The sequence below is a fragment of the Microbacterium profundi genome (assembly GCF_000763375.1).
GTDB classification, from domain to species: Bacteria; Actinomycetota; Actinomycetes; order Actinomycetales; family Microbacteriaceae; genus Microbacterium; species Microbacterium profundi.
The window spans coordinates 295,664-318,936 of record NZ_JPSY01000002.1; the positions used below are offsets into that span (position 1 = coordinate 295,664).

19 protein-coding genes, 1 tRNA gene and 1 pseudogene are annotated in these 23,273 nt (G+C 65.7%); 14 read left to right on the top strand and 7 right to left on the bottom strand.

Going from position 1 to position 23,273, the window contains the following annotated elements:
• Positions 1–6 precede the first annotated feature (6 nt).
• Positions 7–165, bottom strand: a pseudogene (locus JF52_RS17825) (MFS transporter); the annotation flags it as partial.
• Between the two features lie 144 nt (positions 166–309).
• Here JF52_RS17825 and rsmA point away from each other — a divergent pair.
• The 3 genes from rsmA to JF52_RS0111965 are packed head-to-tail and all read left to right on the top strand — an operon-like array spanning position 310 to position 3,177.
• On the top strand, positions 310–1,170 hold the full coding sequence (gene rsmA / locus JF52_RS0111955) for a 16S rRNA (adenine(1518)-N(6)/adenine(1519)-N(6))-dimethyltransferase RsmA (RefSeq protein ID WP_033106798.1): 861 nt from the start codon (positions 310–312) through the stop codon (positions 1,168–1,170).
• On the top strand, positions 1,167–2,234 hold the full coding sequence (gene mgrA / locus JF52_RS0111960) for an L-glyceraldehyde 3-phosphate reductase (RefSeq protein WP_033106799.1): 1,068 nt from the start codon (positions 1,167–1,169) through the stop codon (positions 2,232–2,234). The genes rsmA and mgrA overlap by 4 nt, the downstream gene beginning before the upstream one ends.
• A 7-nt stretch (positions 2,235–2,241) precedes the next feature.
• On the top strand, positions 2,242–3,177 hold the full coding sequence (locus JF52_RS0111965; RefSeq protein ID WP_033106800.1) for a 4-(cytidine 5'-diphospho)-2-C-methyl-D-erythritol kinase: 936 nt from the start codon (positions 2,242–2,244) through the stop codon (positions 3,175–3,177).
• A gap of 54 nt (positions 3,178–3,231) precedes the next feature.
• On the opposite strand, the gene mmsB (JF52_RS0111970) is transcribed toward JF52_RS0111965, so the two are convergent.
• From mmsB (JF52_RS0111970) to chvE, 3 genes are all read right to left on the bottom strand, one after another.
• Complete coding sequence (mmsB, locus tag JF52_RS0111970; RefSeq protein ID WP_033106801.1) at positions 3,232–4,455, bottom strand: multiple monosaccharide ABC transporter permease; 1,224 nt, start codon at positions 4,453–4,455, stop codon at positions 3,232–3,234.
• Positions 4,452–6,005 carry a multiple monosaccharide ABC transporter ATP-binding protein gene (mmsA, locus tag JF52_RS0111975; protein ID WP_033106802.1) on the bottom strand — a complete coding sequence of 518 codons (1,554 nt, stop codon included), beginning with the start codon at positions 6,003–6,005 and terminating at the stop codon, positions 4,452–4,454. The genes mmsB (JF52_RS0111970) and mmsA (JF52_RS0111975) overlap by 4 nt, the downstream gene beginning before the upstream one ends.
• An 84-nt stretch (positions 6,006–6,089) precedes the next feature.
• Positions 6,090–7,238: a multiple monosaccharide ABC transporter substrate-binding protein gene (gene chvE, locus JF52_RS0111980; protein ID WP_033106803.1), complete on the bottom strand. Its 1,149-nt coding sequence runs from the start codon at positions 7,236–7,238 to the stop codon at positions 6,090–6,092.
• Between the two features lie 176 nt (positions 7,239–7,414).
• Here chvE and JF52_RS0111985 point away from each other — a divergent pair, with 176 nt between their 5' ends.
• The 7 genes from JF52_RS0111985 to JF52_RS0112015 all read left to right on the top strand — a co-directional run bounded on the left by JF52_RS0111985 (position 7,415) and on the right by JF52_RS0112015 (position 17,382).
• A complete protein-coding gene (locus JF52_RS0111985; RefSeq protein WP_033106965.1) occupies positions 7,415–8,941 on the top strand; it encodes a sugar ABC transporter ATP-binding protein in 1,527 nt (508 codons plus the stop codon).
• A 35-nt stretch (positions 8,942–8,976) separates the two neighbouring features.
• Positions 8,977–10,176: an ROK family transcriptional regulator gene (locus tag JF52_RS0111990; protein WP_160175063.1), complete on the top strand. Its 1,200-nt coding sequence runs from the start codon at positions 8,977–8,979 to the stop codon at positions 10,174–10,176.
• Positions 10,177–10,276: 100 nt separating this feature from the next.
• Positions 10,277–11,290, top strand: coding sequence for a LacI family DNA-binding transcriptional regulator (locus JF52_RS0111995; RefSeq protein ID WP_033106966.1), 1,014 nt, complete (start codon positions 10,277–10,279; stop codon positions 11,288–11,290).
• A gap of 150 nt (positions 11,291–11,440) precedes the next feature.
• Positions 11,441–12,991, top strand: coding sequence for a multiple monosaccharide ABC transporter ATP-binding protein (gene mmsA / locus JF52_RS0112000; protein WP_033106805.1), 1,551 nt, complete (start codon positions 11,441–11,443; stop codon positions 12,989–12,991).
• The gene (mmsB, locus tag JF52_RS0112005) at positions 12,988–14,307 is read left to right on the top strand and encodes a multiple monosaccharide ABC transporter permease (RefSeq protein ID WP_052167008.1); all 1,320 of its coding nucleotides are present in this window, start codon (positions 12,988–12,990) and stop codon (positions 14,305–14,307) included. Before mmsA (JF52_RS0112000) ends, mmsB (JF52_RS0112005) begins: the two co-directional genes overlap by 4 nt.
• Before the next feature lie 30 nt (positions 14,308–14,337).
• Positions 14,338–15,456: a substrate-binding domain-containing protein gene (locus tag JF52_RS0112010; protein WP_033106806.1), complete on the top strand. Its 1,119-nt coding sequence runs from the start codon at positions 14,338–14,340 to the stop codon at positions 15,454–15,456.
• A 108-nt stretch (positions 15,457–15,564) separates the two neighbouring features.
• Positions 15,565–17,382: an ABC-F family ATP-binding cassette domain-containing protein gene (locus tag JF52_RS0112015; RefSeq protein ID WP_033106807.1), complete on the top strand. Its 1,818-nt coding sequence runs from the start codon at positions 15,565–15,567 to the stop codon at positions 17,380–17,382.
• 4 nt (positions 17,383–17,386) lie between these two features.
• Here the strand turns inward: JF52_RS0112015 and JF52_RS0112020 are convergent, their stop codons facing one another.
• Genes JF52_RS0112020 through JF52_RS0112030 form a run of 3 tightly spaced genes read right to left on the bottom strand, consistent with a single transcriptional unit; the run spans position 17,387 to position 20,062 of the window.
• Positions 17,387–18,301, bottom strand: a complete 915-nt coding sequence (locus tag JF52_RS0112020; RefSeq protein ID WP_200881014.1) for a pseudouridine synthase — start codon at positions 18,299–18,301, stop codon at positions 17,387–17,389.
• Between the two features lie 5 nt (positions 18,302–18,306).
• Positions 18,307–18,801, bottom strand: coding sequence for a MarR family winged helix-turn-helix transcriptional regulator (locus JF52_RS0112025; RefSeq protein WP_033106809.1), 495 nt, complete (start codon positions 18,799–18,801; stop codon positions 18,307–18,309).
• A gap of 16 nt (positions 18,802–18,817) precedes the next feature.
• Positions 18,818–20,062, bottom strand: coding sequence for an HNH endonuclease signature motif containing protein (locus JF52_RS0112030; protein WP_033106810.1), 1,245 nt, complete (start codon positions 20,060–20,062; stop codon positions 18,818–18,820).
• Between the two features lie 127 nt (positions 20,063–20,189).
• Here JF52_RS0112030 and JF52_RS0112035 point away from each other — a divergent pair.
• The 4 genes from JF52_RS0112035 to JF52_RS0112050 all read left to right on the top strand — a co-directional run bounded on the left by JF52_RS0112035 (position 20,190) and on the right by JF52_RS0112050 (position 23,269).
• Positions 20,190–20,261 (top strand) — tRNA-Gln (locus tag JF52_RS0112035).
• A gap of 1 nt (position 20,262) precedes the next feature.
• Positions 20,263–21,693 (top strand): bifunctional UDP-N-acetylglucosamine diphosphorylase/glucosamine-1-phosphate N-acetyltransferase GlmU, encoded by a 1,431-nt coding sequence (glmU, locus tag JF52_RS0112040; RefSeq protein ID WP_033106811.1) that lies wholly within the window; start codon positions 20,263–20,265, stop codon positions 21,691–21,693.
• Positions 21,694–21,700: 7 nt separating this feature from the next.
• The gene (locus JF52_RS0112045; protein ID WP_033106812.1) at positions 21,701–22,735 is read left to right on the top strand and encodes a ribose-phosphate diphosphokinase; all 1,035 of its coding nucleotides are present in this window, start codon (positions 21,701–21,703) and stop codon (positions 22,733–22,735) included.
• A gap of 42 nt (positions 22,736–22,777) precedes the next feature.
• On the top strand, positions 22,778–23,269 hold the full coding sequence (locus JF52_RS0112050) for an FMN-binding protein (RefSeq protein ID WP_033106813.1): 492 nt from the start codon (positions 22,778–22,780) through the stop codon (positions 23,267–23,269).
• Positions 23,270–23,273 lie beyond the last annotated feature (4 nt).

Here is a 23,273-nt window from a genome sequence, read left to right on the forward strand (position 1 = left end):
CCGCCGCGGCCTCGTCGGGCCCCAGGCCTGGGCGATGACGCCGCCGAGGGCCTGACCGATCACCATCCCGCCGAACACACCGACCATGTTCACCGACGCGACCCTGCCCTGCAGCTCATGCGGCACCAGGCGCTGGCGAACGGTCGTCGAGATCGTGCCCCATAGCCGACTGCGCCCATGTGCAGATGCTCGGTCGCATAGAGCAGGGGAGCGGCCGCCAGCGGAAATCGGGGCCCATGCGGCGGGGCGCGACGAGTTCTCCGAGTGAGGGCACCCGAACACATTACCGGCATGGGGGACAATGGCAGGATGACCGTCACGCTGCTCGGCGCCACCGAGATCCGCCGTCTTGCCGCCGAGCTCGACGTCACACCCACGAAGAAGCTCGGACAGAACTTCGTCGTCGACGCCAACACTGTTCGCAAGATCGTGCACGTCGGCAAGGTGCAGGCGGGGGAGCGCGTGGTCGAGGTGGGCCCGGGGCTGGGCTCGCTCACGCTCGCGATCCTCGAGACCGGAGCATCCGTCACGGCCGTCGAGATCGATCACCGCCTCGCCGCACGGCTTGCGCAGACGGCTGCCGATCACGGCGTCCAGGCAGATGCGCTCATCGTGGTCGACGCGGATGCGCTGCGCATCACAGAGCTTCCCGGTGACCCGTCCGTGCTGGTCGCGAACCTGCCATACAACGTCTCCGTCCCCGTGCTGCTGCACTTCATGGAGACGTTCCCGAGCCTCAAGCGCGGCGTCGTGATGGTGCAGGCCGAGGTCGGTGAGCGCCTCGCGGCTCCTCCCGGCAGCAAGGTCTACGGCGCCCCCAGCGTCAAAGCGGCCTGGTACGGACCGTGGCGACTCGCAGGCAACGTGTCCAGGCAGGTGTTCTGGCCGGTGCCGAACATCGACAGCGTGCTCGTCGCCTTCGAGCGCGACGAAGAGCCGCGCGGCAGTGAAGAACTGCGTAGGGCCACCTTCCGCATCGTCGACGCGGCCTTCCAGCAGCGCCGCAAGATGCTGCGTCAGGCGCTCTCCCTCGTGCTCGGCGGCACCGCGGCCGAAGCATCCGCGATCCTCGAGAAGGCGGGCGTCGCACCGACCGCACGCGGCGAGCAGTTGACCGTGGATGACTTCGTGAGAATCGCCGAGGCGCTGGACGCTAACCTGGAGGCGTGACTGACACGCCGCGCTTCCCCACCGACATCGCCGAACTCCACCGCCCATATGCGGCGAAGGAGGACAGGTACAAGAACTTCGAATACCGCCAGGTCGGTACATCCGGCCTGTATCTGCCGCCGATCTCGCTCGGTCTGTGGTGGAACTTCGGCGACAACATCCCGCTCGACAACCAGCGCACGCTGCTGCGTCACGCCTTCGACCGCGGCATCACGCACTTCGACCTGGCCAACAACTACGGCCCTCCTTACGGCTCAGCGGAGAAGAACTTCGGCCGCATCTTCGCCGAGGACTTCCGCCCGTACCGCGACGAACTGATCATCTCGTCGAAGGCCGGCTACGACATGTGGCCCGGCCCGTACGGCAACTTCGGCAGCCGCAAGTACCTCCTCGCGAGCGCCGAGAAGTCGCTCACCTCGATGGGCCTCGACTACGTCGACATCTTCTACTCGCACCGCGCCGACCCGGTGACGCCGATCGAGGAGACCATCGGCGCGCTCGACACGCTGGTCCGTCAGGGCAAGGCGCTCTATGTCGGCATCTCCTCGTACAGCGCGGAGCGCACGGCGAAGGCGGCAGAGGTCGCCCGCGAGCTCGGCACGCCGCTCGTGATCCACCAGCCCTCCTATTCGATCCTCAACCGCTGGATCGAGGGCGGTCTCACAGACGCGCTGCGCACCGATGGTATGGGCGCGATCGCGTTCACGCCGCTCGCGCAGGGCCTGCTCACCGACAAGTACCTCGGAGACGGCACAGCGGAGCGCGCGCAGAAGCGTCGATCGCTCTCCGACAAGCCTCTCTCGGCAGAGGGACTCGGCATCCTCCGCAGCCTCAACGAGATCGCGAAGGAGCGCGGACAGTCGCTGGCGCAGCTGGCGCTGCTGTGGACGCTGCGCGACCCGGTGGTCACCTCGGCGCTGATCGGCGCGTCTCGTCCGGAGCAGCTCGACGAGAACATCGCGGCGCTCGACGGTCCCGCGCTCACCGACGAGGAGCTTGCTCGCATCGATGCCCTCTCCGACGGCATCGACGTCAACCTCTGGGCCCCATCGTCCGCTCTGTGAGATCCGCATGAGCCTCGCCGCATTCCCGGAAGCGGTGCACGTGCGCGCCCCGGGGAAGATCAACGTCTACCTGGGCGTTGGCGGGCGCCATGGTGACGGCTATCACGCACTCGCGACGGTGTTCCAGGCAGTATCGCTCTACGAGGATGTCATCGCCCGCGATGCCGATGACTTCACGCTGAGCGTGTTCGGCGTCGCGGACCCGAGCACTGTGCCGGTCGATGACCGCAATCTCGCGATGCGAGCGGCGAAGATACTCGCGTCGGCGACCGGATACACCGGCGGCGTGCACCTCGAACTGCACAAGAACGTGCCGGTCGCGGGCGGGATGGGCGGGGGATCAGCGGATGCCGCCGCCGCCCTCGTCGCGTGCGATGCGCTCTGGGGCACCGGGCTCTCGCCGCAGCGCCTGCATGAACTCGCCGCCCGCCTCGGTGCCGATGTGCCGTTCGCGCTGCATGGCGGGACTGCGGTCGGCACGGGGCGCGGGGATCAGCTGAACCCCGCGCTCGCGAGGGGACGCTTCGATTGGGTGCTCGTGCCCAGCGATGAGGGGCTGTCGACACCGGAGATCTACGCGCGCCTCGACACTCATCGAGCGGAGAACGGCGCCCTGGCAGATGACCCGCCGCTGTCGCTGGACGTGCCTGTCCCGGTTCTGCAGGCGCTGCGCGCAGGAGATCCCAACTCGCTCGCCGCATGCATGTTCAACGATCTCGAGGTGCCGGCGCTGCTGGAGCGTCCCGCACTCGATGACATCATCAGCGACGGACTGCACGCCGGGGCTCTGAGCGGGATCGTCTCGGGCTCAGGCCCGACAGTGGCGTTCCTGTGCGAGACGCCGGAGAGTGCGCAGTACGTGCAGGCCTCACTCGAGGCGACGGGCCGCACGGCCCTGCACGTGCACGGACCCGTACCGGGCGCCCGGATCATCTCGGCCTGAGCAGGGACGTCGGACCGCAGTACGCGCTCCGACCTCCCTTCCTCGCCGACGTGCTCAGCGCACGGTGCCGGCGCGGCGCTTGTTGTAGATGTCGAACGCCACTGCCAGCAGCAGTACGAGACCCTTCACGATCTGCTGACTGGACTGCGGCACGCCCATCAGCTGCATGCCGTTCGTCATGACGGCCATCACGAGGCCACCGACCAGCGCCCCGCCGACACGTCCGACTCCACCCATCGTCGAGGCGCCGCCGATGAAGCACGCCGCGATCACGTCGAGCTCGAACATGTTCCCCATGCCCGGCTGCGCGCCGTTGGAGCGCGAGGAGAACACCGCTGCGGCGACACCGGTCAGGAAGCCCATGTTCACGAAGATCCAGAAGTTCACGCTGCGCACGTTGACACCGGAGAGCCGGGCGGCCGACAGATTGCCGCCGACCGCGTAGACGTGGCGACCGAAGACCGTGCGGTTCGCGATCACCTGATAGATGAGGATGAGCACCGCGACGATGATCAGGACGATCGGGAAGCCGCGGTTGTACGCCAGGGCCCAGGCGAAGGCCAGGAGCACGGCCGAGATGACCACGAGCTTCAGCACGAACAGCGGCATCGACTCCACGGTCTGGTTGTACCCCTGACGCGTGCGGCGGCTGCGCAGCGAGGAGACGACGATACCGATCACCGCGAGCACGCCGATGACGAGCGTGAAGATGTCGACGGTCTGCGGGACGGACATCAGGCCTTCGCCCTGACCCACAGTGATCGTTCCGAACGGGCCGTCCAGGAAGCCGCTGGCGACCTCGCGGTAGTCGGTCGGGAACGGCGACAGCGACACGTTGTTGAGCACCAGCCAGGTGAGGCCGCGGAACAGCAGCATGCCGGCCAGAGTGACGATGAACGCGGGGATCCCGACGTACGCTACCCAGTACCCCTGCCACACGCCGACCACGATCCCGGTGACGATGGCGGCGATCACGCCGACCCACCACGGCATGCCCATGCGGATGACGAGCACTGCGGAGACTGCGGATGCGAATGCGAGGACGGAACCGACCGAGAGGTCGATGTGGCCGCCGACGATCACCAGGATCATGCCCAGCACCATGATCAGGATGTGCGCGTTCTGCAGCACGATGTTCGTGACGTTCTCCGGGCTGAGCAGCGTCCCCGCGGTGAGGATCGTGAACAGCAGGATGATCGCGACGAATGCGATGTAGATGCCTGAAGTGCGCAGGTTGTGGGTCAGCAGGTCTTTGACCTCGGTGAACACGTTGTTCATGCCGCGGCCTCCTTCGGAGAAGAGTTTTCGATTGTCATGAGGGACATGAGCGCCTCCTGTGTCGCTTCCGCGACGGGGAGCTGCCCGGTGATCCGCCCGTAGGCGAGGGCGTAGATGCGGTCCGAGAGTCCGAGCAGTTCCGGCAGTTCGCTGGAGACCAGGATGACGGCCTTGCCCGCCGCCGCGAGCGCGCCGATGATCTCGTAGATCTCGTACTTGGCGCCGACGTCGATGCCACGGGTCGGCTCATCGAGGATGAGGACCTCCGGATCGGTGTAGAGCCACTTCGCCAGAACGACCTTCTGCTGGTTGCCGCCGGAGAGGTTTCCGACGAGCTGGGCGACCGTCCGCGACTTGATGTTGAGGTCCTTGCGATACTTCTCCGCCACCTCGACCTCCCGGTTGCCGTCGATGAACGGCCCGGCGGATGTCAGATTGCCCAGGGCTGCGGCGGAGATGTTCGTCTTGATGTCGGTGATCAGGTTGAGGCCGTACTCCTTGCGGTCCTCCGAGACATAGGCGATCCGATTGTCGATCGCGTCCTTCACGGTGCGCGTGGAGATTTCCTCACCGCGCAGGAAGACCTTGCCCGACGCATCGCGTCCGTAGCTGCGCCCGAACACGCTCATCATGAACTCGGTGCGACCGGCACCCATGAGTCCGGCGATGCCGATGATCTCCCCGGCGCGCACAGACAGTGAGGCATCGTCCACGACGACGCGACCCTGCTGCGTGGGATGCAGCACGCTCCAGTTCTCGATGCGGAAGATCTCTTCGCCGATGTCCGGCGTGCGTTCGGGGAAACGGCGATCCAGTGACCTGCCGACCATGCCGCGGATGATGCGATCCTGTGTGGCGTCGGCGCCGTGCATGTCGATCGTCTCGATCGTCTGCCCGTCGCGGATGATCGTGGTCGAGTCGGCGATGTCGACGATCTCGCCGAGCTTGTGACTGATGATGATGCACGTGATGCCCTGCTCGCGAAGACCGCGCAGCAGGTCGAGCAGGTGCTCGGAATCGGTGTCGTTCAGCGCGGCGGTCGGCTCGTCGAGGATGAGCAGGCGCACGTCCTTGTTCAGCGCTTTGGCGATCTCGACGAGCTGCTGCTTGCCGACGCCGATCTGGCCGACCGGCGTCGTCGGGTTCTCGTGCAGTCCGACGCGTTCCATGAGCGTCGCCGCCTGCGCATTCACCTCATGCCAGTCGATCAGTCCTCGATGGACCACCTCGTGGCCGAGGAAGATGTTCTCGGCGATCGAGAGGTGGGGGACCAGGGCCAGCTCCTGGTGGATGATGACGATGCCCGCGTGCTCGGAGTCCTTGATCGCGTTGAAGCGCTGCGGTTCGCCGTCGAAGACGATCGATCCGTCGAAGGATCCGTGCGGGTACACGCCCGACAGCACCTTCATGAGGGTGGATTTTCCTGCACCGTTCTCGCCGCAGATCGCGTGGATCTCGCCGCGGGCGACGGTCAGGGTGACGTCATCGAGCACCTTGACGCCGGGGAAGTTCTTGGTGATGTTGCGCATCTCGAGGATAGCGTCGGACATCTCAGCTCCTGTCTGTGAGTGGGTGACAGCAGTGGTGAGGTCCGTCCGCCGGGATGACCCGGCGAACGGACCTCACCGTGAGGATCAGCCGGCGACGCCTGCGGCGACCTCTTCCTCGGTCCAGTAGCCGGAGTCGACCAGCAGCGAGGCGATGTTGTCGGCCACCACGATGTCGGACTCGAGCAGGTAGGACGGGACGACCTTCACGCCGTTGTCGTACGTCTCGGTGTCGTTCGCCTCCGGCTCTTCGCCCTTCGCGAACGAGTCGGCAGCGGCGACTGCCTGTGTGGCGAGCTTGCGGGTGTCCTTGAAGATGGTCGCGTACTGCACTCCGTCGGCGATCATCTTCACCGATGCGATCTCGGCATCCTGACCCGAGAGGATCGGAAGCCCGCCTTCGATCGTCGAGCCGTAACCCGCGTTCTCGAGAGCGGTGATGATGCCGCGTGAGATGCCGTCATACGGAGCCAGCACCCCGTCCAGCGGCTTGGAGCCGCCGGCGTACGTGCTGGTGAGAAGGTCTTCCATGCGCTTCTGCGCAGTGGCCTGATCCCAGCGCAGCGTCGAGACGGTGTCCATGTCGATCTGCCCTGACGGGACGGTGATGCGGCCGTCGTCGAAATACGGCTGCAGGGTGGCGATCGCACCGTCGTAGAAGAACTTCGTGTTGTTGTCGTCCGGTGAGCCGGCGAACACCTCGATCGCCTTGGGATCTGCCTGACCGGTGTCCTCGTTGTTCTCGTCGAGGAACCCCAGCCCGCGCAGCAGCGACTGCGCCTGCTGCACCCCGACGGTGTAGTTGTCGAACGTGACGTAGAAGTCGACGTCCTCGGTGCCGTTGATGAGACGGTCGTAGGCGATGACCGGGATGCCCTTGCTCGCGGCGTTCTCGAGCTGGGTCGCCAGGGCGGTGCCGTCGATCGACGCGACGATGAGGATGTCGGCGCCGTTCGTGATCATCTGGTCGAGCTGCTGCTGCTGGCGGGGGATGTCGTCGTTCGCGAACTGCAGATCGACGTCGTAGCCGGCCTCTTCGAGCTGCGACTTGACGGCGTCGCCGTCGGCGATCCAGCGTTCGCTGGTCTCGGTGGGCATCGCGACGCCGACGGTGATGTCCGTCGCCTCGGCGTTCCCTTCTGATTCGGGCGCAGGGCTGCTCGCGCAGGCTGCGAGTCCGAAGGCGAGGGCGAATGCACCGGTGGTGGCTACGGCACGCAGGAGGGTTCTACTCATTGCGTTCTCTCTTCCTTGAAAGGTCGGCGGTCCGTGCTGTCGGACCACTCTGTCGGGTGCGTTGCGGCGCTTGCGCGCCTTCCGCCCCCGAAGCATTGCATATTGACGTACCTGCGGACAAATTATTTTTTTCGATAGCATTGCTGGATCCGATCGACACGCGAAGAGGTGGTGCGATGCCTGACACTGTGCTGCGCATGTCGGGCGTCACCAAGCGATTCCGCGGCGTGACGGCGCTGGATGACGTTTCTCTCGAGGTGCGGCGCGGCGAGGTCCATGCGATCTGCGGAGAGAACGGCGCGGGCAAATCGACGCTCATGGAGATCCTCAGCGGCGTGCATCCGCACGGCACGTTCGAGGGGAAGATCGCGTTCGACGGGCGGGACATGCAGTTCCGCTCGCTCGCGGACAGCGAGAGTGAGGGCATCGTCATCGTGCACCAGGAGCTCGCCGTCGTCCCGCAGCTCTCGATCGCCGAGAACATCTTCCTCGGGCACGAGATGACCCGATTCGGCCTCGTCGATGAAGAGCGCACCCATGCTCGAGCCGCCGAGCTCATGGCCAGAGTGGGCCTCCGGGAGAGCCCGGCGACGCGGATGTCCGAACTGGGGATCGGCAAACAGCAGCTGGTCGAGATCGCGAAGGCACTGGCCAAGGACGTCAGGCTGCTCATCCTCGACGAACCGACCGCTGCACTCGGGCGAGACGATTCCGATCGACTGATGGCACTGGTCGACCGGTTCCGGTCACAGGGGATCACGTGCGTTCTGATCTCGCACAAGCTGCAGGAGGTCCTGGACATCGCCGACCGGATCACCGTGCTGCGCGACGGCGCGTCGATCGAGACCATGCGTCGCGATGACCCCGAGACGGATGAGAGCCGGATCATCCGGGCGATGGTGGGCCGCCCGCTCGACGACCTCTTCCCGCCGCGCGAACCGGACATCGGTGATGAGCTGTTCCGCGTCGAGCACTGGACCGTCCGTCATCCGAGCGATCCTCAGCGAGTTGTGATCGATGATGTGAGCTTCCACGTGAACTCAGGGGAGATCGTGGGAATCGCTGGTCTGATGGGAGCAGGCAGGACCGAGCTCGCGATGAGCATATTCGGGCATTCCTACGGCTCGACGATCACCGGCACGGCATACAAACGCGGCGAGCAGATCGAGCTGCACACGATCAGAGACGCGATCGGCCACGGCATCGCGTACGCGCCCGAGGACCGCAGGCAGGACGGGCTCAACCTGCTCGCCTCCGTGCAGACGAGCATCTCCTCGGTGGCGTTGGGGCGGCTCGCCCACCACGGACTGGTCGACGGCGTCCGTGAACGCAAAGTCGCCGAGGCGTACCGCTACAAGATGAACATCAAGACGCACAGCGTGAGCGCGGCCACGGCGACGCTCTCGGGTGGGAACCAGCAGAAGATCGTCCTGTCGAAATGGATCTTCAGCAACCCCGAGGTGCTCATCCTCGACGAGCCCACCCGCGGGATAGACGTCGGTGCCAAGTACGAGATCTACGGTCTGATCAACGAGCTCGCGGCTCAGGGCAAGTCGATCATCGTCATCTCCTCGGAGCTGCCCGAGGTGATCGGGCTCTCCGACCGGGTCTACACGCTCGCCGACGGGCGCATCACGGCCGAAGTGACCAGGGCCGATGCGACCCAGGAGCTGCTCATGCGACACATGACGGCCGTGCGCTGATGGCTGCGCGCCAGCACATGACAGATCGTGATCTCGTGACCGCATCGCCGGCGTCCGCCCGGCCGGCTGCGCGCACGACGAACGAGGATGTACGGCAGCAGAACCTGTCGGCCGTGCTGCAGCTGGTGCACGGCCGCGGTGCCCTGTCCCGTTCGGAGATCGGTGCGAGGACCGGCCTGACCCGCTCGACCGTGACCGCGCTGGTGCAGGAGCTCCTCGACCTGCAGGTCGTCTGCGAGACGTCCGTGAAACCCACCGGTCGTGCCGGCCGCCCGTCGCTCGGGGTCGCGGCCGATGACCGTGTGGTCGCGCTGAGCGTCAGCGCCGATCCGCACGCCGTCTCCGTCGCGCTGGTCGGTCTGGGCGGTGCCGTGCATTCCCGAGTCCGACACGACCTCGCCAAACCCCCGAACCCGAGGCGTTTCGCACAGCTCACCTCGTCGTTGGTCGACGGCATGCGCGCGGACATCGATCGCCACTACCGCCTCGTCGGCGCAGGAGTCGCCGTTCCCGGTCTGGTGGACCGCGGCGGGACGGTACTGCTGTCGCCTTCGCTCGGCTGGCGCAGGGAGAACCTGGCGCACCGTCTTGCGGATGCGATCGGCATGGAGGTGAAAGTAGGCAACGACACCAGTGTCGGCGCCATGGCGGAGACGCGTTTCGGCATCGGGCGAGACGTCGACAACGTGCTCTATCTGAGCGGTTCCATGAACGGTATCGGCGGCGGGCTCGTCCTCGACGGCGCCCTCGTGCGCGGCACCTCGGGGTTCGCGGGGGAGTTCGGTCACACGGTCGTGAACACGTCTGGAGCGCTCTGCTCCTGCGGACGCCGCGGGTGCCTTCAGGTCGAGGTGCATCCGGCGAAGGTGCTCGCGCTGCTGGGCAGGCGCGGTCTCGATGAGGATGAGCTCGACATCGAGCTCGGCCTCGTGCGCGACCCCGTCACCCTCGCCGAGGTGGCACGACAGGTCGACGTGCTCTCGGTCGCGCTGACCAACTTCGTCAACGCGTTCGCACCGCAGATGGTCGTGCTGTCCGGATACCTCGGTGTGCTTCTGGCCACGAGTCGAGAGCGGTTGTCGGCGGCGGTCCGGCTGCACCCCGTGGGCGCCGAGGGGCGCACCGTCCGTCTCGAGCGAGCGCACATGAGATCGCATCTGATGCAGATCGCGCCGGCCGAGCTCGCGTTCGAGCCGCTGCTGGGCGATCCGGTCGCCAGAGCGCCGCGCGCGTAGCATCCGCCTCGCACACCATCGGCCTATGGCGTGCGTTGATCTTCGCGAGCGGACATAATGAAGTGACGATGTGATCGTGCACATGGGAGGAGGCCGCGCGATGTCCAACGCCTCCGAGCGCGCACGGCTGCCCAGTATCCGTGACGTCGCGCGCCTCGCCGGGGTCTCGCACCAGACGGTCTCCCGTGTGCTGAACGACCATCCCAGCATCCGTCCGGAGACGAAGAAACGCGTGCAGGACGCGATCGCAGTTCTCGACTACAAGCCGAACCTCGCGGCTCGCGCCCTCGTCACCAGCCGTTCGCACACGATCGGAATACTGTCGGCCACCATCGGCGAGTTCGGTCCGACATCGTCGATCGCGAGCATCGAGGATGCCGCGCGCGTCGAAGGGTATTCGGTCACGACCGTCAACCTGCCGACCACCACTCCCGAGGCGATCGGGGATGCGATCCGGCAGCTGGGGCGGGAGCAGGTCAGCGGCATCGTCGTGCTCGCCCCGCAGGTGCGGGTGTTCAATGTGCTGCGAGGCATGGCCGTCGGCGTGCCGTTCGTGAGTCTTCAGACCGCCTCCGGCTCCGACGGCTTCTCGCACTCTGCGGATCAGGTGGCCGGAGCGCGTGCCGTCACGGAGCACCTGATCTCACTGGGGCACAGCGACATACTGCATCTGGCGGGCCCCCAGGACTGGATCGAGGCGGAGTCGCGCATGCGCGGTTATCTCGATGCCCTGCGCGAGGCCGACCTGCCGACGTTCCCGCCCATCCGCGGCGACTGGACGGCGGATTTCGGCTACTTCGCTGGCACCGAACTGGTGCGGCGCAGAGATTTCACCGCGGTGTTCGCCGCGAACGATCTGATGGCGATCGGCCTCATGCACGGGTTCAGGGATGCCGGCATCGAGGTGCCGCGCCAGGTGAGTGTCGTGGGATTCGATGACATTCCCGTCGCCGCTCACGTCTGGCCGCCGCTCACCACCGTGCACCAGGACTTTCCGTCGCTGGGGCAGCGCGCCGTGCACATCCTGCTCGCGCAGATCCGCGGGGACGACATCCCCGATTTCGGCCCGGCCGTGCCGCAGTTGCGCCTGCGTTCCTCCAGCGCGTCGCGCTGACTTCGCGACCGTCGCGTCTCGATAGCGCAACGACAGAGGACCCGTACTTGACACCGGAGATCAAGAGGCGCAATATTGTGTCTCATGTGAACGGTCACATTAAGAACGACCGTCAAGTATCGAGGAAGATCCGTGAGCAGCACAGCAACGATGCCAACAGTGTCGGGGCCGATCTTGGAGATGCGAAACATCACCAAGGAGTTCCCCGGTGTGAAAGCACTCTCCGACGTCTCGATCGCCGTGCGCGCGGGCGAGATCCACGCGATCTGCGGTGAGAACGGCGCAGGCAAGTCGACTCTGATGAAGGTGCTGTCCGGGGTCTACCCGTACGGCTCGTACGACGGCGACATCCTGCTGTACGGCGAGGAGCAGCGCTTCAAGGACATCGTGGCCAGCGAGCAGGCCGGCATCGCGATCATCCACCAGGAGCTCGCACTGATCCCCGAACTCTCGATCACCGAGAACATCTTCCTCGGCAACGAGATCGCCAGCGGCGGCGTCATCGACTGGAGCGCGGCCAAGATGCGCGCCACTGAACTGCTCGCCAGGGTCGGCCTCAACGAGGATCCCGATATCTCCATCAAGCACCTCGGCGTCGGCAAGCAGCAGCTCATCGAGATCGCGAAGGCCCTCAACAAGGACGTGCGACTGCTCATCCTCGATGAGCCGACAGCGGCCCTGAACGAGAACGACTCGCAGCACCTGCTCGACCTGATCCTCGGCCTCAAGGCCAAAGGCATCGCGTCGATCATGATCAGCCACAAGCTCAATGAGATCGAGCAGATCGCCGATGAGATCACGATCATCCGCGACGGTCGCACCGTCGAGACCCTCGACATCACCAAGGGCGAGATCAACGAGGACCGCATCATCCGCGGCATGGTCGGTCGCTCGCTGGAGAGCCGGTACCCCGACCGCACCCCCGAGATCGGCGAGGTCTTCTTCGAGGTCAAGGACTGGTGGGTTCAGCATCCGACCGTCTCGGAGCGCATGGTCGTCAAGGGCTCAGGGCTGACCGTCCGTCGTGGCGAAGTCGTCGGCATCGCCGGCCTCATGGGTGCAGGACGCACCGAGTTCGCCCGCAGCATCTTCGGCCGCTCGTACGGCAACTTCCTCAGCGGCCAGATGTTCAAGGACGGCGAGGAGATCGAACTGCGCGACGTCTCCAGTGCGATCCGTCACGGACTCGCCTACGTCAGTGAGGACCGCAAGACCCTCGGACTGAATCTGCTCGACACCATCAAGCGCGCGGTCGTCTCCGCCAAGCTGTCGAAGATCTCCACCAGGGGAGTGGTCGACGACCGCGAGGAGTTCTCCGTCGCCGAGCGGTACCGCAAGGCGCTGCGGATCAAGACCCCGACGGTCGAGGAGGGTGTCAACAAGCTCTCCGGCGGAAACCAGCAGAAGGTCGTGCTCGCCAAGTGGATGTTCACCGACCCCGATCTGCTGATCCTCGATGAGCCCACCCGCGGTATCGACGTCGGCGCGAAGTACGAGATCTATTCGATCATCAACGAGCTCGCGGCTTCCGGCAAGGGCGTCATCGTCATCTCCAGCGAGCTGCCGGAGCTGATGGGCATCTCCGACCGCATCTACACGATCTTCGAGGGACGCGTCACCGACTGCATCCCCGCCGATCAGGCAACTCCGGAGGCGCTCATGCGCAGCATGACCTCCACGAACCAGAAAGCGACCGCATGAGCACCAGCACGACCCCCGAGGTCAAGAATCAGGGATTCCACTTCCGCGACATCCGCAAGATGTTCGGCGGCGCGCAGTCGTCGTTGCGTCAGTTCGGCATCTTCGGCAGCCTCGTCGTCATCGTCCTGCTGTTCGAGATCCTGACGATCGTACGCAACGGCCCGAACGGTGCGACGCTCACGCCGGGCAACCTGATCAACGTCATCAACCAGTACTCCTTCATCCTGATCCTCGCGATCGGCATGGTGATGGTGATCATCATGGGCCACATCGACCTGTCGGTCGGTTCTGTCGCGGCCTTCACCGGCATCATCGTCGCGAAGTCGATGGCGGAATGGAATCTCCCCTGGCCGCTGGCGATCGTGCTCGGACTCGTCGTCGGAGCTCTGGTGGGAGCATGGCAGGGGTTCTGGGTCGCATACGTCGGGGTGCCGGCGTTCATCGTGACGCTGGCCGGCATGCTCTTCTTCCGCGGTGCCAACCAGTGGATCGGCAACTCGCAGTCGATCCCGGTGCCCAAGGAGTTCGTGTACATCGGCGCGGGCTATCTGCCCGAGGTCGGCGGTCCATTCCAGTTCAACGTGCCGACCATGCTGCTCGCCCTCGCCGGCGTCGCCTGGCTGGTCTTCTGGGAGATCCGCACCCGCCGCATCCAGCACAAGATGGGCTCGATCATGGCGCCGCTGTGGGTGAGCGTGACCAAGGTCGTGCTGCTGTCCGTGGTCGTGCTCGCCGCTGGCTGGATGTTCGCCACCGGTCGTCCAGGCACGAGCTTCCCGGTGTCCGGACTGATCCTGCTCGCACTGGTCATCATCTACTCGTTCATCACCCGCAACACGGTCTTCGGCCGGCACATCTACGCCGTCGGCGGCAACCGCCAGGCGGCGAGTCTCTCGGGCGTGAAGGATCGCTGGGTCGACTTCTTCGTGATGATGAACATGTCCGTGCTCGCTGCCCTCGCCGGAATGATCTTCGTCGCACGGTCGCAGGCCTCCGGTCCCGGTGACGGCAACGGCTGGGAGCTCGACGCGATCGCGAGCGTGTTCATCGGCGGCGCCGCCGTCGCCGGCGGCATCGGCACCGTGATCGGGTCGATCATCGGTGGTCTTGTCATGGCGTTCCTCAACAACGGCCTGCAGCTGCTCGGCCAGGGTGCAGACGTCGTCTCGATGATCAAGGGGCTCGTGCTCCTGGTCGCGGTCGGCATCGACGTCTGGAACAAGCAGCAGGGGCGCCCGTCGCTGATCGGATTCATGATGCGCAAGCGGAACCGCCCAGACGCCCCCAACCTCACCGACTATCCAAAATCCAAGTAATCCACACCAAGAAACAGAGAAAGAGATCGCATGAAGAGAATGGCATTTGCGGCCACAGTGATTGTCGCCGCTACAGCTCTCGCCCTCACCGGTTGCTCAGGCGAACGTGGCGGCGACACCGGGGGAGGCACCGAAGAGGAAGCCGCCGGTTTCGACGCAGGTTCGACGATCGGCGTCGCGCTGCCCGACAAGACCAGTGAGAACTGGGTGCTGGCAGGTCAGCTGTTCACCGACGGACTGGAAGAAGCCGGCTACAAGGCCGACGTCCAGTACGCCCCGGCGAGCAACACGGTCGCCGAGCAGCAGAACCAGATCCAGTCGATGGTCACCAACGGCGCCAAGGTCATCATCATCGGCGCGAAGGACGGCAAGCAGCTGGCCACGCAGGTGCAGGCGGCCAAGGATGCTGGCGCCTACGTGATCGCATACGACCGTCTGATCGAGAACACCGACGCGCTCGACTACTACGTCGCGTTCGACAACTTCAAGGTCGGCAACCTCCAGGGCCAGGCCCTGCTCGACGGGCTCGCCGAGCGCGCCGATCACGAGGCGCCGTACAACGTCGAGCTGTTCTCAGGCTCGCCGGATGACGCGAACTCGGCTGTCTTCTTCGACGGTGCGATGGAGGTACTGCAGCCGGCGATCGATGACGGCACGCTGAACGTCGTCTCGGGTCAGACCGAGATCGCTCAGACCGCCACAGAGGGCTGGTTGGCAGAGAACGCGCAGAACCGCATGGACACGCTGCTCACCGGCTCATACGGCGGCGACGTGTTGCTCGACGGCGTGCTGTCGCCGAACGACACGCTGGCACGCGCCATCCTCACCTCTGCACAGCAGGCGGGCAAGGGCGTCCCGGTCGTCACCGGTCAGGACTCCGAGGTCGAGTCGGTGAAGTCGATCATGGAGGGCATCCAGTACTCCACGATCAACAAGGACACCACGCTGCTCGTGGAGCAGGCCATCAAGATGGTCGGCCAGCTGCAGAAGGGCGAAGAGGTCGATGTGAACGACACCGAGTCCTACGACAACGGCTCGAAGGTCGTGCCGTCGTACCTGCTCGACCCGGTGATCGTCACGAAGGACAACGCTGCCGAGGCCTATGCCAACGTGCCGAGCCTCCTGGAGATCGTGGAGTCGTACAAGTAACGACTCCGTTTGGGGACGCGCGAGCCGTCCGGACCTTTGGGTCCGGGCGGCTCGTTGCACATGCCATCGAGGCCGACGATCAGCCGACTGCCGTAGCCTTGGAGTGACATGGCACATCTTCTCGGGGCCGAGGGCCTCCATCTGGAATACCCGACCAAGGTCGTCTTCGACTCCATCACTCTCGGCATCGAGGAGGGGGATCGCATCGGCATCGTCGGACGCAACGGTGACGGAAAATCCTCTCTGCTGGCGATGCTCGCCGGCCGCAAGGAGCCGGATGCCGGACGCGTGACGATGCGCGCCGGCACAACAGTCGGCGTGCTGGATCAGGCCGACACCCTCGACGACTCGCTCACCATCGCACAGTCGGTCGTCGGCGACATGCCGGAATACGAGTGGGCAGGCGACGCCCGCGTGCGCGACGTCATCCAGGGGCTGCTCGCAGACCTGGACTGGGACGCGCAGGTGCTGGGTCTCAGCGGTGGACAGCGGCGTCGCGTGGCGCTCGCCGCGCTGCTCGTCAAGGACTGGGACATCGTCGCGCTGGATGAGCCGACCAACCACCTCGACGTCGAGGCGATCACCTGGCTCGCCGGGCACCTGAAGAAACGATGGGCCGTGAACTCCGGCGCCTTCCTCGTCGTCACGCACGACCGCTGGTTCCTCGACGAGGTCTGCACCGAGACCTGGGAGGTGCACGACCGGATCGTCGAGCCCTTCGAGGGCGGCTACGCCGCGTACATCCTGCAGCGCGTGGAGCGGGACCGCATGTCGGCGGTCACAGAGGCGAAGCGGCAGAACCTCGCGCGCAAGGAGCTCGCGTGGCTGCGCCGCGGCGCGCCGGCGCGTACGGCGAAGCCGAAGTTCCGCATCGATGCCGCGAACGAACTGATCGAGGATGTGCCGGAGATCCGCGACAAGGTCTCGCTGCAGTCGCTCGCCGTCTCCCGCCTCGGCAAGGACGTCGTCGATCTGCTGGATGCCGGCGTGACGTACCCTTCGACGGGCTCAGTGACCGGTGAAATCGGTGCTCCCCGCGAGGTGCTGCGCGACGTCGAGTGGCGCATCGCACCGGGCGAGCGGACAGGGATCCTCGGCGTGAACGGTGCAGGCAAGTCGACGCTTCTCGGGCTCGTCGCGGGCACGATCGAACCGACCAGCGGACGAGTCAAGCGCGGCACGACCGTCAAGGTCAAGACTCTCACCCAGAGGATCGATGAGCTCACCACGGTCTGGAACGACCCGGTGCGCAAGGTCATCGAGAGTCTGCGCACCGAGTACACCTTCGGCACCGGATCCAAGTCGCAGTCCCTCACTCCCGGCCAGCTCCTCGAGCGCCTCGGCTTCTCGTCCGCTCAGCTCTCGACGCCGGTGAAGGATCTCTCCGGTGGTCAGCAGCGACGGCTGCAACTGCTGCTCGTGCTGCTCGAGCAGCCCAACGTGCTGATCCTCGACGAGCCGACCAACGACATGGACACCGACATGCTCGCGGCCATCGAAGACCTGCTGGACTCCTGGCCGGGCACTCTGCTCGTGGTCAGTCACGACCGGTACTTCCTCGAGCGCGTCACCGACCAGCAGTTCGCTGTCATGGGAGGCAGGCTCCGGCACCTTCCGGGTGGCGTGGACGAGTATCTGCGGCTGCGGACGGCAGAGCAGAGCGGCGCGCCATCGGCGAAGGCGACGACGTCGTCATCCGGACTGGACGGTGCCGCGCTCCGCGCAGCGCAGAAGGAGGTCGCTGCTCTCGAACGCAAGATCCAGAAACTCACCCAGCAGATCGACAAGGCCAAGCACGCGCTGGTGGAGCACGATCAATCCGACTATGAGGGACTCGCTCAGAAGATGAAGCGGATCAGCGCGCTGGAGTCCGAGGTCGAAGAGAACGAGACACGCTGGCTGGAGGTCAGCGACCAGGTCAACTGAGTGCTCAGGTACGAGGTGCGTAGCGCAGCGTCTGCCGTGTGCGGAAGTCTCGCTCTTCACCGCTGAGCGGGTCGACGAAGCGCAGCTCCCGGGCGAGAAGCTGCAGAGGCCGGTCGTGGTCGTCGGGCTTCTCGTCCGTGAGAATCGGATACAGGTTGTCGTGCAGGATGCCGAGACCGATGCTCGCGAGGTGCACGCGCAGCTGATGCATCTTCCCGGTGTGCGGACGCAGCAGCGTGTGGACCACGTGCTCGTCGGCGTCGAACAGCTCGATGAGCGTCTCGGAGTTCGGCTCGCGATCGGCGTCGACGTCGACGCATACCTGACTGCGCAGCTTCTCGATGTGCAGCCGCACAGTGCGAGGAAGATCGTTCGTCCATCCTGCGGGCCGTGCCGACACCGCTTCGTAGACCTTCTCGATCCTGCGACGTTGGAACAGTGTCTGGTACGCGCCGCGCGTCACGGGGCGTGCGGAGAACATCAGCAGTCCCGCTGTCGCACGATCCAGGCGGTGCACCGGAGCGAGATCAGGATTGTCCAGCAGGCGGCGCAGACGCACGAGCGCGGAGTTCTGCACATACCTGCCCGCCGGTGTCGATGGAAGGAAGTGCGGCTTGTCGACCACGACGAGATCCCTGTCCTCATGCAGGATCTCGATGTCGAACGGGATGTGCGTCTCCGCGGGCGGTTCACGGTAGTACCAGACGAACTCCTCGGCGCCCAGCGGTGCATCTCGGGCGACGGGCGAGCCGTCGAATGCGACGATCTCACCGTCGTCGAAACGCGTCAGAAGCTGCTGCGAATCGAGGTGGAAGAAGCGCTCGATCATGTATGCGCTCACGGTGGGCCATGGGCCGGTGAGTGGCACATGCAGGCGGGTGGCGCCGACGCCGTCGCGCACGGGCAGGGGGGAGCGCATCGCCATCATGAGTCGTAGCTCAGGCTGAGCTTGCGCAGCAGCGCTGCCATCCGGTCGCGGTCGGCGCGGGAGAGCGCCTGCAGCAGTTCGGCTTCGACGTCGACGAGGCGGGTGATCGCGGCATCCACCCGCATCTGGCCGTCCTCGGTCAGAGTGACGAGCACGCTCCGGCCGTCGCCGGGATCTGCCTCGCGCCTCACGAAGCGGCGCGCGACCAGCCGGTCGATCCGGTTCGTCATGGTGCCGCTGGAGACCAGGGTCTGCTGCAGCAGCTGCTTGGGCGAGAGCTGGAAAGGGGCGCCTGCGCGCCGCAGCGCCGAGAGCACATCCCACTCCCAGGGCTCGATGTCACTGCGGCGGAACACGTCGCGTCGCGCGCGGTCGAGGTGTTTGGAGAGCCGGTCCATCCGGGACAGCACCTCGAGGGGGGAGAAGTCGAGATCGGGACGCTGTGTGTTCCACGCGCCGACGATCCGGTCGACTTCGTCTGCCTCGCTCATCCTTCTATTATCCGTGTCAGACGAACATCACACGCAGTTCGGGAGTGTCGATGTACTCGCGTCCGAGCGGACTCGTCCACACCAGAGTCCCCTCGGGCTGCTGTCGGACAGTCCATCGATGTCGTGCATCGACGTCCGGATGCTTCAGCGGATGATGGCTCGTGCAGAAACAGGCGAGGTTGCACAATGACGTCGCCCCACCCAGCGCGCGATCGTGATTGTGATCGATCTGGCACCGAGAAGTCTTCGCCCGGCAACCGGGGAACCGGCAGTGCTGATCTCGAGCTCGCAGGTACCTCTTCATCCGACTGGAGGGGACGTACGTGTCGACGTTGGTGACCATGCCGTCGGGATCGAGGAAGAGTCGGGTAAAGCTCAGCGCCCGACCGGCGAGGCTGCGGGCGATGTCCGGGTGGATGGGGCCGATCCCGTCGAGTTCGGCCATGGCGTCGTCCCGGCCCGCCAGGGTGCTCGCAGCGATCGTCACCTGCACGTTCGGACGGAACGCATCCATATCGGTGCCGGTGGCCGTCGTCGCCATGGCGGTCAGCAGCAGATCGCAGAACAGGTCCGCGCGGCGCTGGTCCATCGTGCGGTCATCATCCATCGCTGCCGCCATCGCGGTGAGACGGTCGAAGATCGCATAGGCGAGAACTTCGGGGATCACCCCGATCAACTGGGCGATGCCGTCGCAGGTCGGGCGCACGCTGACCTCGCGCTCATCTCGCGCCTCGCGGTGCGCCTGCTCCTGGGTGACCGGTCGGAGCGCCGCTGTCACGGCCCTCGCGTGGGCTCTGGTCCGCGGAGCAGTCGTCTTGCAGGCGTAAGGCACGACGTCGTGTTCGTATGCCGCCCGCAGGGTCTCACCACCGTCGTCGGCGTCTTGGTCACCCTTCGGTGCCTCTTCCAAGATCACCTCGGCGTGTCGGCGGCTGATGTGCCCATCCTGCAGTGCCGCGAGAGTGCGCGGGTAGTCCCGCACGAGTATCGCAGCGACGGCGAAATGGTTGGTCATCACGCCGGGAGCGACATGACCGGCCGCGGCGAACTCGGCGACCATCGATCGCTGCGCCATCGAGCTGTGTACGATCTTCGGCCCGGTCTCATAGGCAAGAAGTTCATCGCGTTCGGCGAGTATGCGCATACGGCGCGCCTCGAGTCGAGCAATCTCCGCTCCGACGTCGACCCATTCGTCGAGCAGTACAGCCCGGCGGTCGGTGACGACCGCCGGGTCCGTTCGATTGTCTGCGATGATGGGCATATTCAAGTATCGAACATAACTACCAATAATGCAAGAGATTGTGTGAACCAATGTCGAATCTATCTGCACCTGCGAATCGTCAAGCGGCCGGCATGGCAGAATCGTCTGGTGGCCTTCAGGGTCGCGGTCCGCCGTGGTGTAATGGCAGCACGACAGCCTTTGGAGCTGTTAGGTCTAGGTTCGAATCCTGGCGGCGGAGCATGACGGAGAACAAGCTCGCGATCATCGTGCTCGCCGCAGGCCAGGGCACCAGGATGAAGTCCAGACTTCCGAAGGTGCTGCATCGGATCAGTGGTCGCCCGCTGGTGGGACATGTGCTGACCACGGCGGCTGCGCTCGACGCCGCACACGTCGAAGTGGTCGTGCGCCATGAGCGCGACCAGGTGGTGACGGCACTCTCCGCGGACTACCCGCACGTGACGTTCGTCGATCAGGATGAGGTTCCAGGAACCGGGCGTGCTGTCCAGGTCGCGGTCGACGCGCTGCCATCCGGTTTCGAGGGCGATGTACTGGTCCTCTCCGGTGACTGCCCGTTGGCGGATGCGGAGACGCTGACCTCATTCGTCGCGGCGCACAGGGCCGCCGCCGCCGCCGCGACGCTCATGACGGCGGTCGTGGACGATCCGAACGGCTACGGTCGCGTGATCCGTGACGCCGACGGCGGCGTCGACCGCATCGTCGAGCAGAAGGACGCCACTGCCGACGAGGCATCCGTCAATGAGATCAACGCGGGAATGTACGTGTTCCGCGCCTCCACGCTGCGCGAGTACCTCCCCGCGATCGGCGTCGACAATGCGCAGGGCGAGATGTACCTCACGGATGTTCCGGGGCTTCTTCGCCGCGACGGCGGCCGGGTGGCGGCATCCGTCGTCTCTGATGTCACGGTGACCTACGGTGTCAACGACCGCGCGCAGCTGGCGGAGGTGGGCCGCCTTCTCAACGCCCGCATCGTCAGGCGCTGGCAGCTCGAGGGCGTCACGATCGTCGATCCGTCCACCACCTGGATCGACGACGATGCGAAGCTCGCCGCCGATGTGACGATCCTGCCGAACACGCACATCGTCGGCGCGACGGTCATCGAATCCGGCGCCGTCGTCGGCCCCGACACATCGCTCGTCGACTGCGAGGTGGGCGCGGATGCCGTTATCCGCCGCTCGGAGGCGACCCTCGCCGTCATCGGCGCCGGAGCGACCGTCGGGCCGTTCTCGTACCTCCGCGCAGGAACGACCCTCGGCGTGGGCGGCAAGATCGGCGCCTTCGTCGAGACGAAGAATGCGCAGATCGGCGAGGGAAGCAAGGTGCCGCACCTCTCGTACGTCGGCGATGCGACTATCGGCCGCGGCGTGAATCTCGGCGCGAGCACGATCACCGCGAACTACGACGATGTGAACAAGCACCGCACCGAGATCGGCGACGAAGTGCACACCGGTTCGCACACGGTGCTGGTCGCGCCCGTTAAGCTGGGAGCCGGTGCGAAGACCGGTGCCGGCGCCGTCGTCCGCAAGGACGTCCCCGCCGGAGCGCTGGCCATGAGCGTGGCCCCGCAACGCAACATCGAGGGCTGGGTCGAGAAGAACAGAGCAGGCACGGGCGCGGCGGATGCCGCAGCTCGGGAACAATCGGCGGAATAGGCGGACCATGGCGCGCAAGAAGAAGACCGTTGAACTGGATCGGGACAACGGTGTCGCGCCGGGACTCGTCGCCAAGACGAAGAAGCGACTCGTCATCGCGGGCGGACGTTCGCACCCGGCTCTGACATCAGCGGTCGCCGCGGGCCTCGGCACCGAGATCGCACCGACCGAGCACCGCACGTTCGCGTCGGGAGAGATCTACTCCCGCTTCGAGGTGTCGATCCGCGGCTGCGACCTCTTCCTCATCCAGACCTTCGGCGAGCCGGTCAATGAGTGGCTCATGGAGACGCTCATCATGATCGATGCCGCCAAGCGCGCATCGGCCAAGCGCATCACCGTCGTCGCGCCGTACTATCCGTACTCGCGTCAGGACAAGAAGGGCCGTGGCCGCGAGCCGATCAGCGCCCGCCTGGTCGCCGACCTGCTCAAGACGGCCGGCGCCGATCGCGTCATGAGCGTCGACCTGCACGCCGCACAGATCCAGGGTTTCTTCGACGGTCCGGTCGATCACCTGTTCGCCAAGCCCGTTCTCCTCGAGTACTTCCGTGAGAATCTCACCGCCGAGGACCGCGAGACGCTCACGATCGTCTCGCCCGACATGGGTCGCGTCCGCGTGGCCGACACCTGGTCCGACAGTCTGGATGCTCCGCTCGCGATCATCCACAAGCGCCGCGACCCGAAGATCGCCAACCAGGTGTCGGTGCATGAGATCGTCGGCACGGTCGAGGGTCGTACGTGCCTGCTGGTGGACGACATGATCGACACCGGTGGCACGATCGTCAAGGCTGCGCAGGCTCTGAAGTCCGCCGGCGCCCGACGGGTGATCGTCGCAGCCACGCATGCGATCTTCAGCGACCCCGCCAGCGAGCGACTTCAGGACGCATCGATCGACGAGGTCGTCGTCACCGACACGATTCCGCTCACCGAGTCCCGTCGCTGGGACGGCCTCACGATCCTCCCGATCGCGCCGCTGCTCGCACGTGCCATCCACGAGGTCTTCGAGGACGGATCGGTCACGAGCATGTTCGGCGGCGACGCGTAACAGCACAGCCTGCCCATAGCGGGCCGACATAATCTCACAACCATGACCAGCCTGAGAGTCTCCTCCTCAATTCGCAAGGGTGCCGCTGTCGTCGGCGTCGCCGGTCTTCTCGCTCTGGCCGGGTGCTCCGGTGCGGCCGGCGCCGAAGACGCGGCCGACGCCGAAGACGCGGCCGACAGCACCGCGACGAACGACAGCGGGACAGGCGCAGACACGTCGACGGCGTCATCAGATGCCGCGTACGCTGATGGCACCTACTCAGCAGACGGTTCGTACCAGACGCCCGAGACGGTCGAGCAGATCTCTGTCACGCTCACGCTCGAAGACGGCGTCGTCGCCGACGTCGAAGTGACCGGCGACCCGCAGGCGCGCGAGACCGAGCAGTATCAGGGGCAGTTCATCGACGGCATCGCCGAAGAGGTCGTCGGCGTCTCCATCGACGAGCTGAATGTCACCCGTGTCGCGGGATCCTCGCTCACGAGCGGCGGCTTCAACGCAGCGGTCGACGACATCAAGGCCCAGGCCGCAGCCTGAGCAC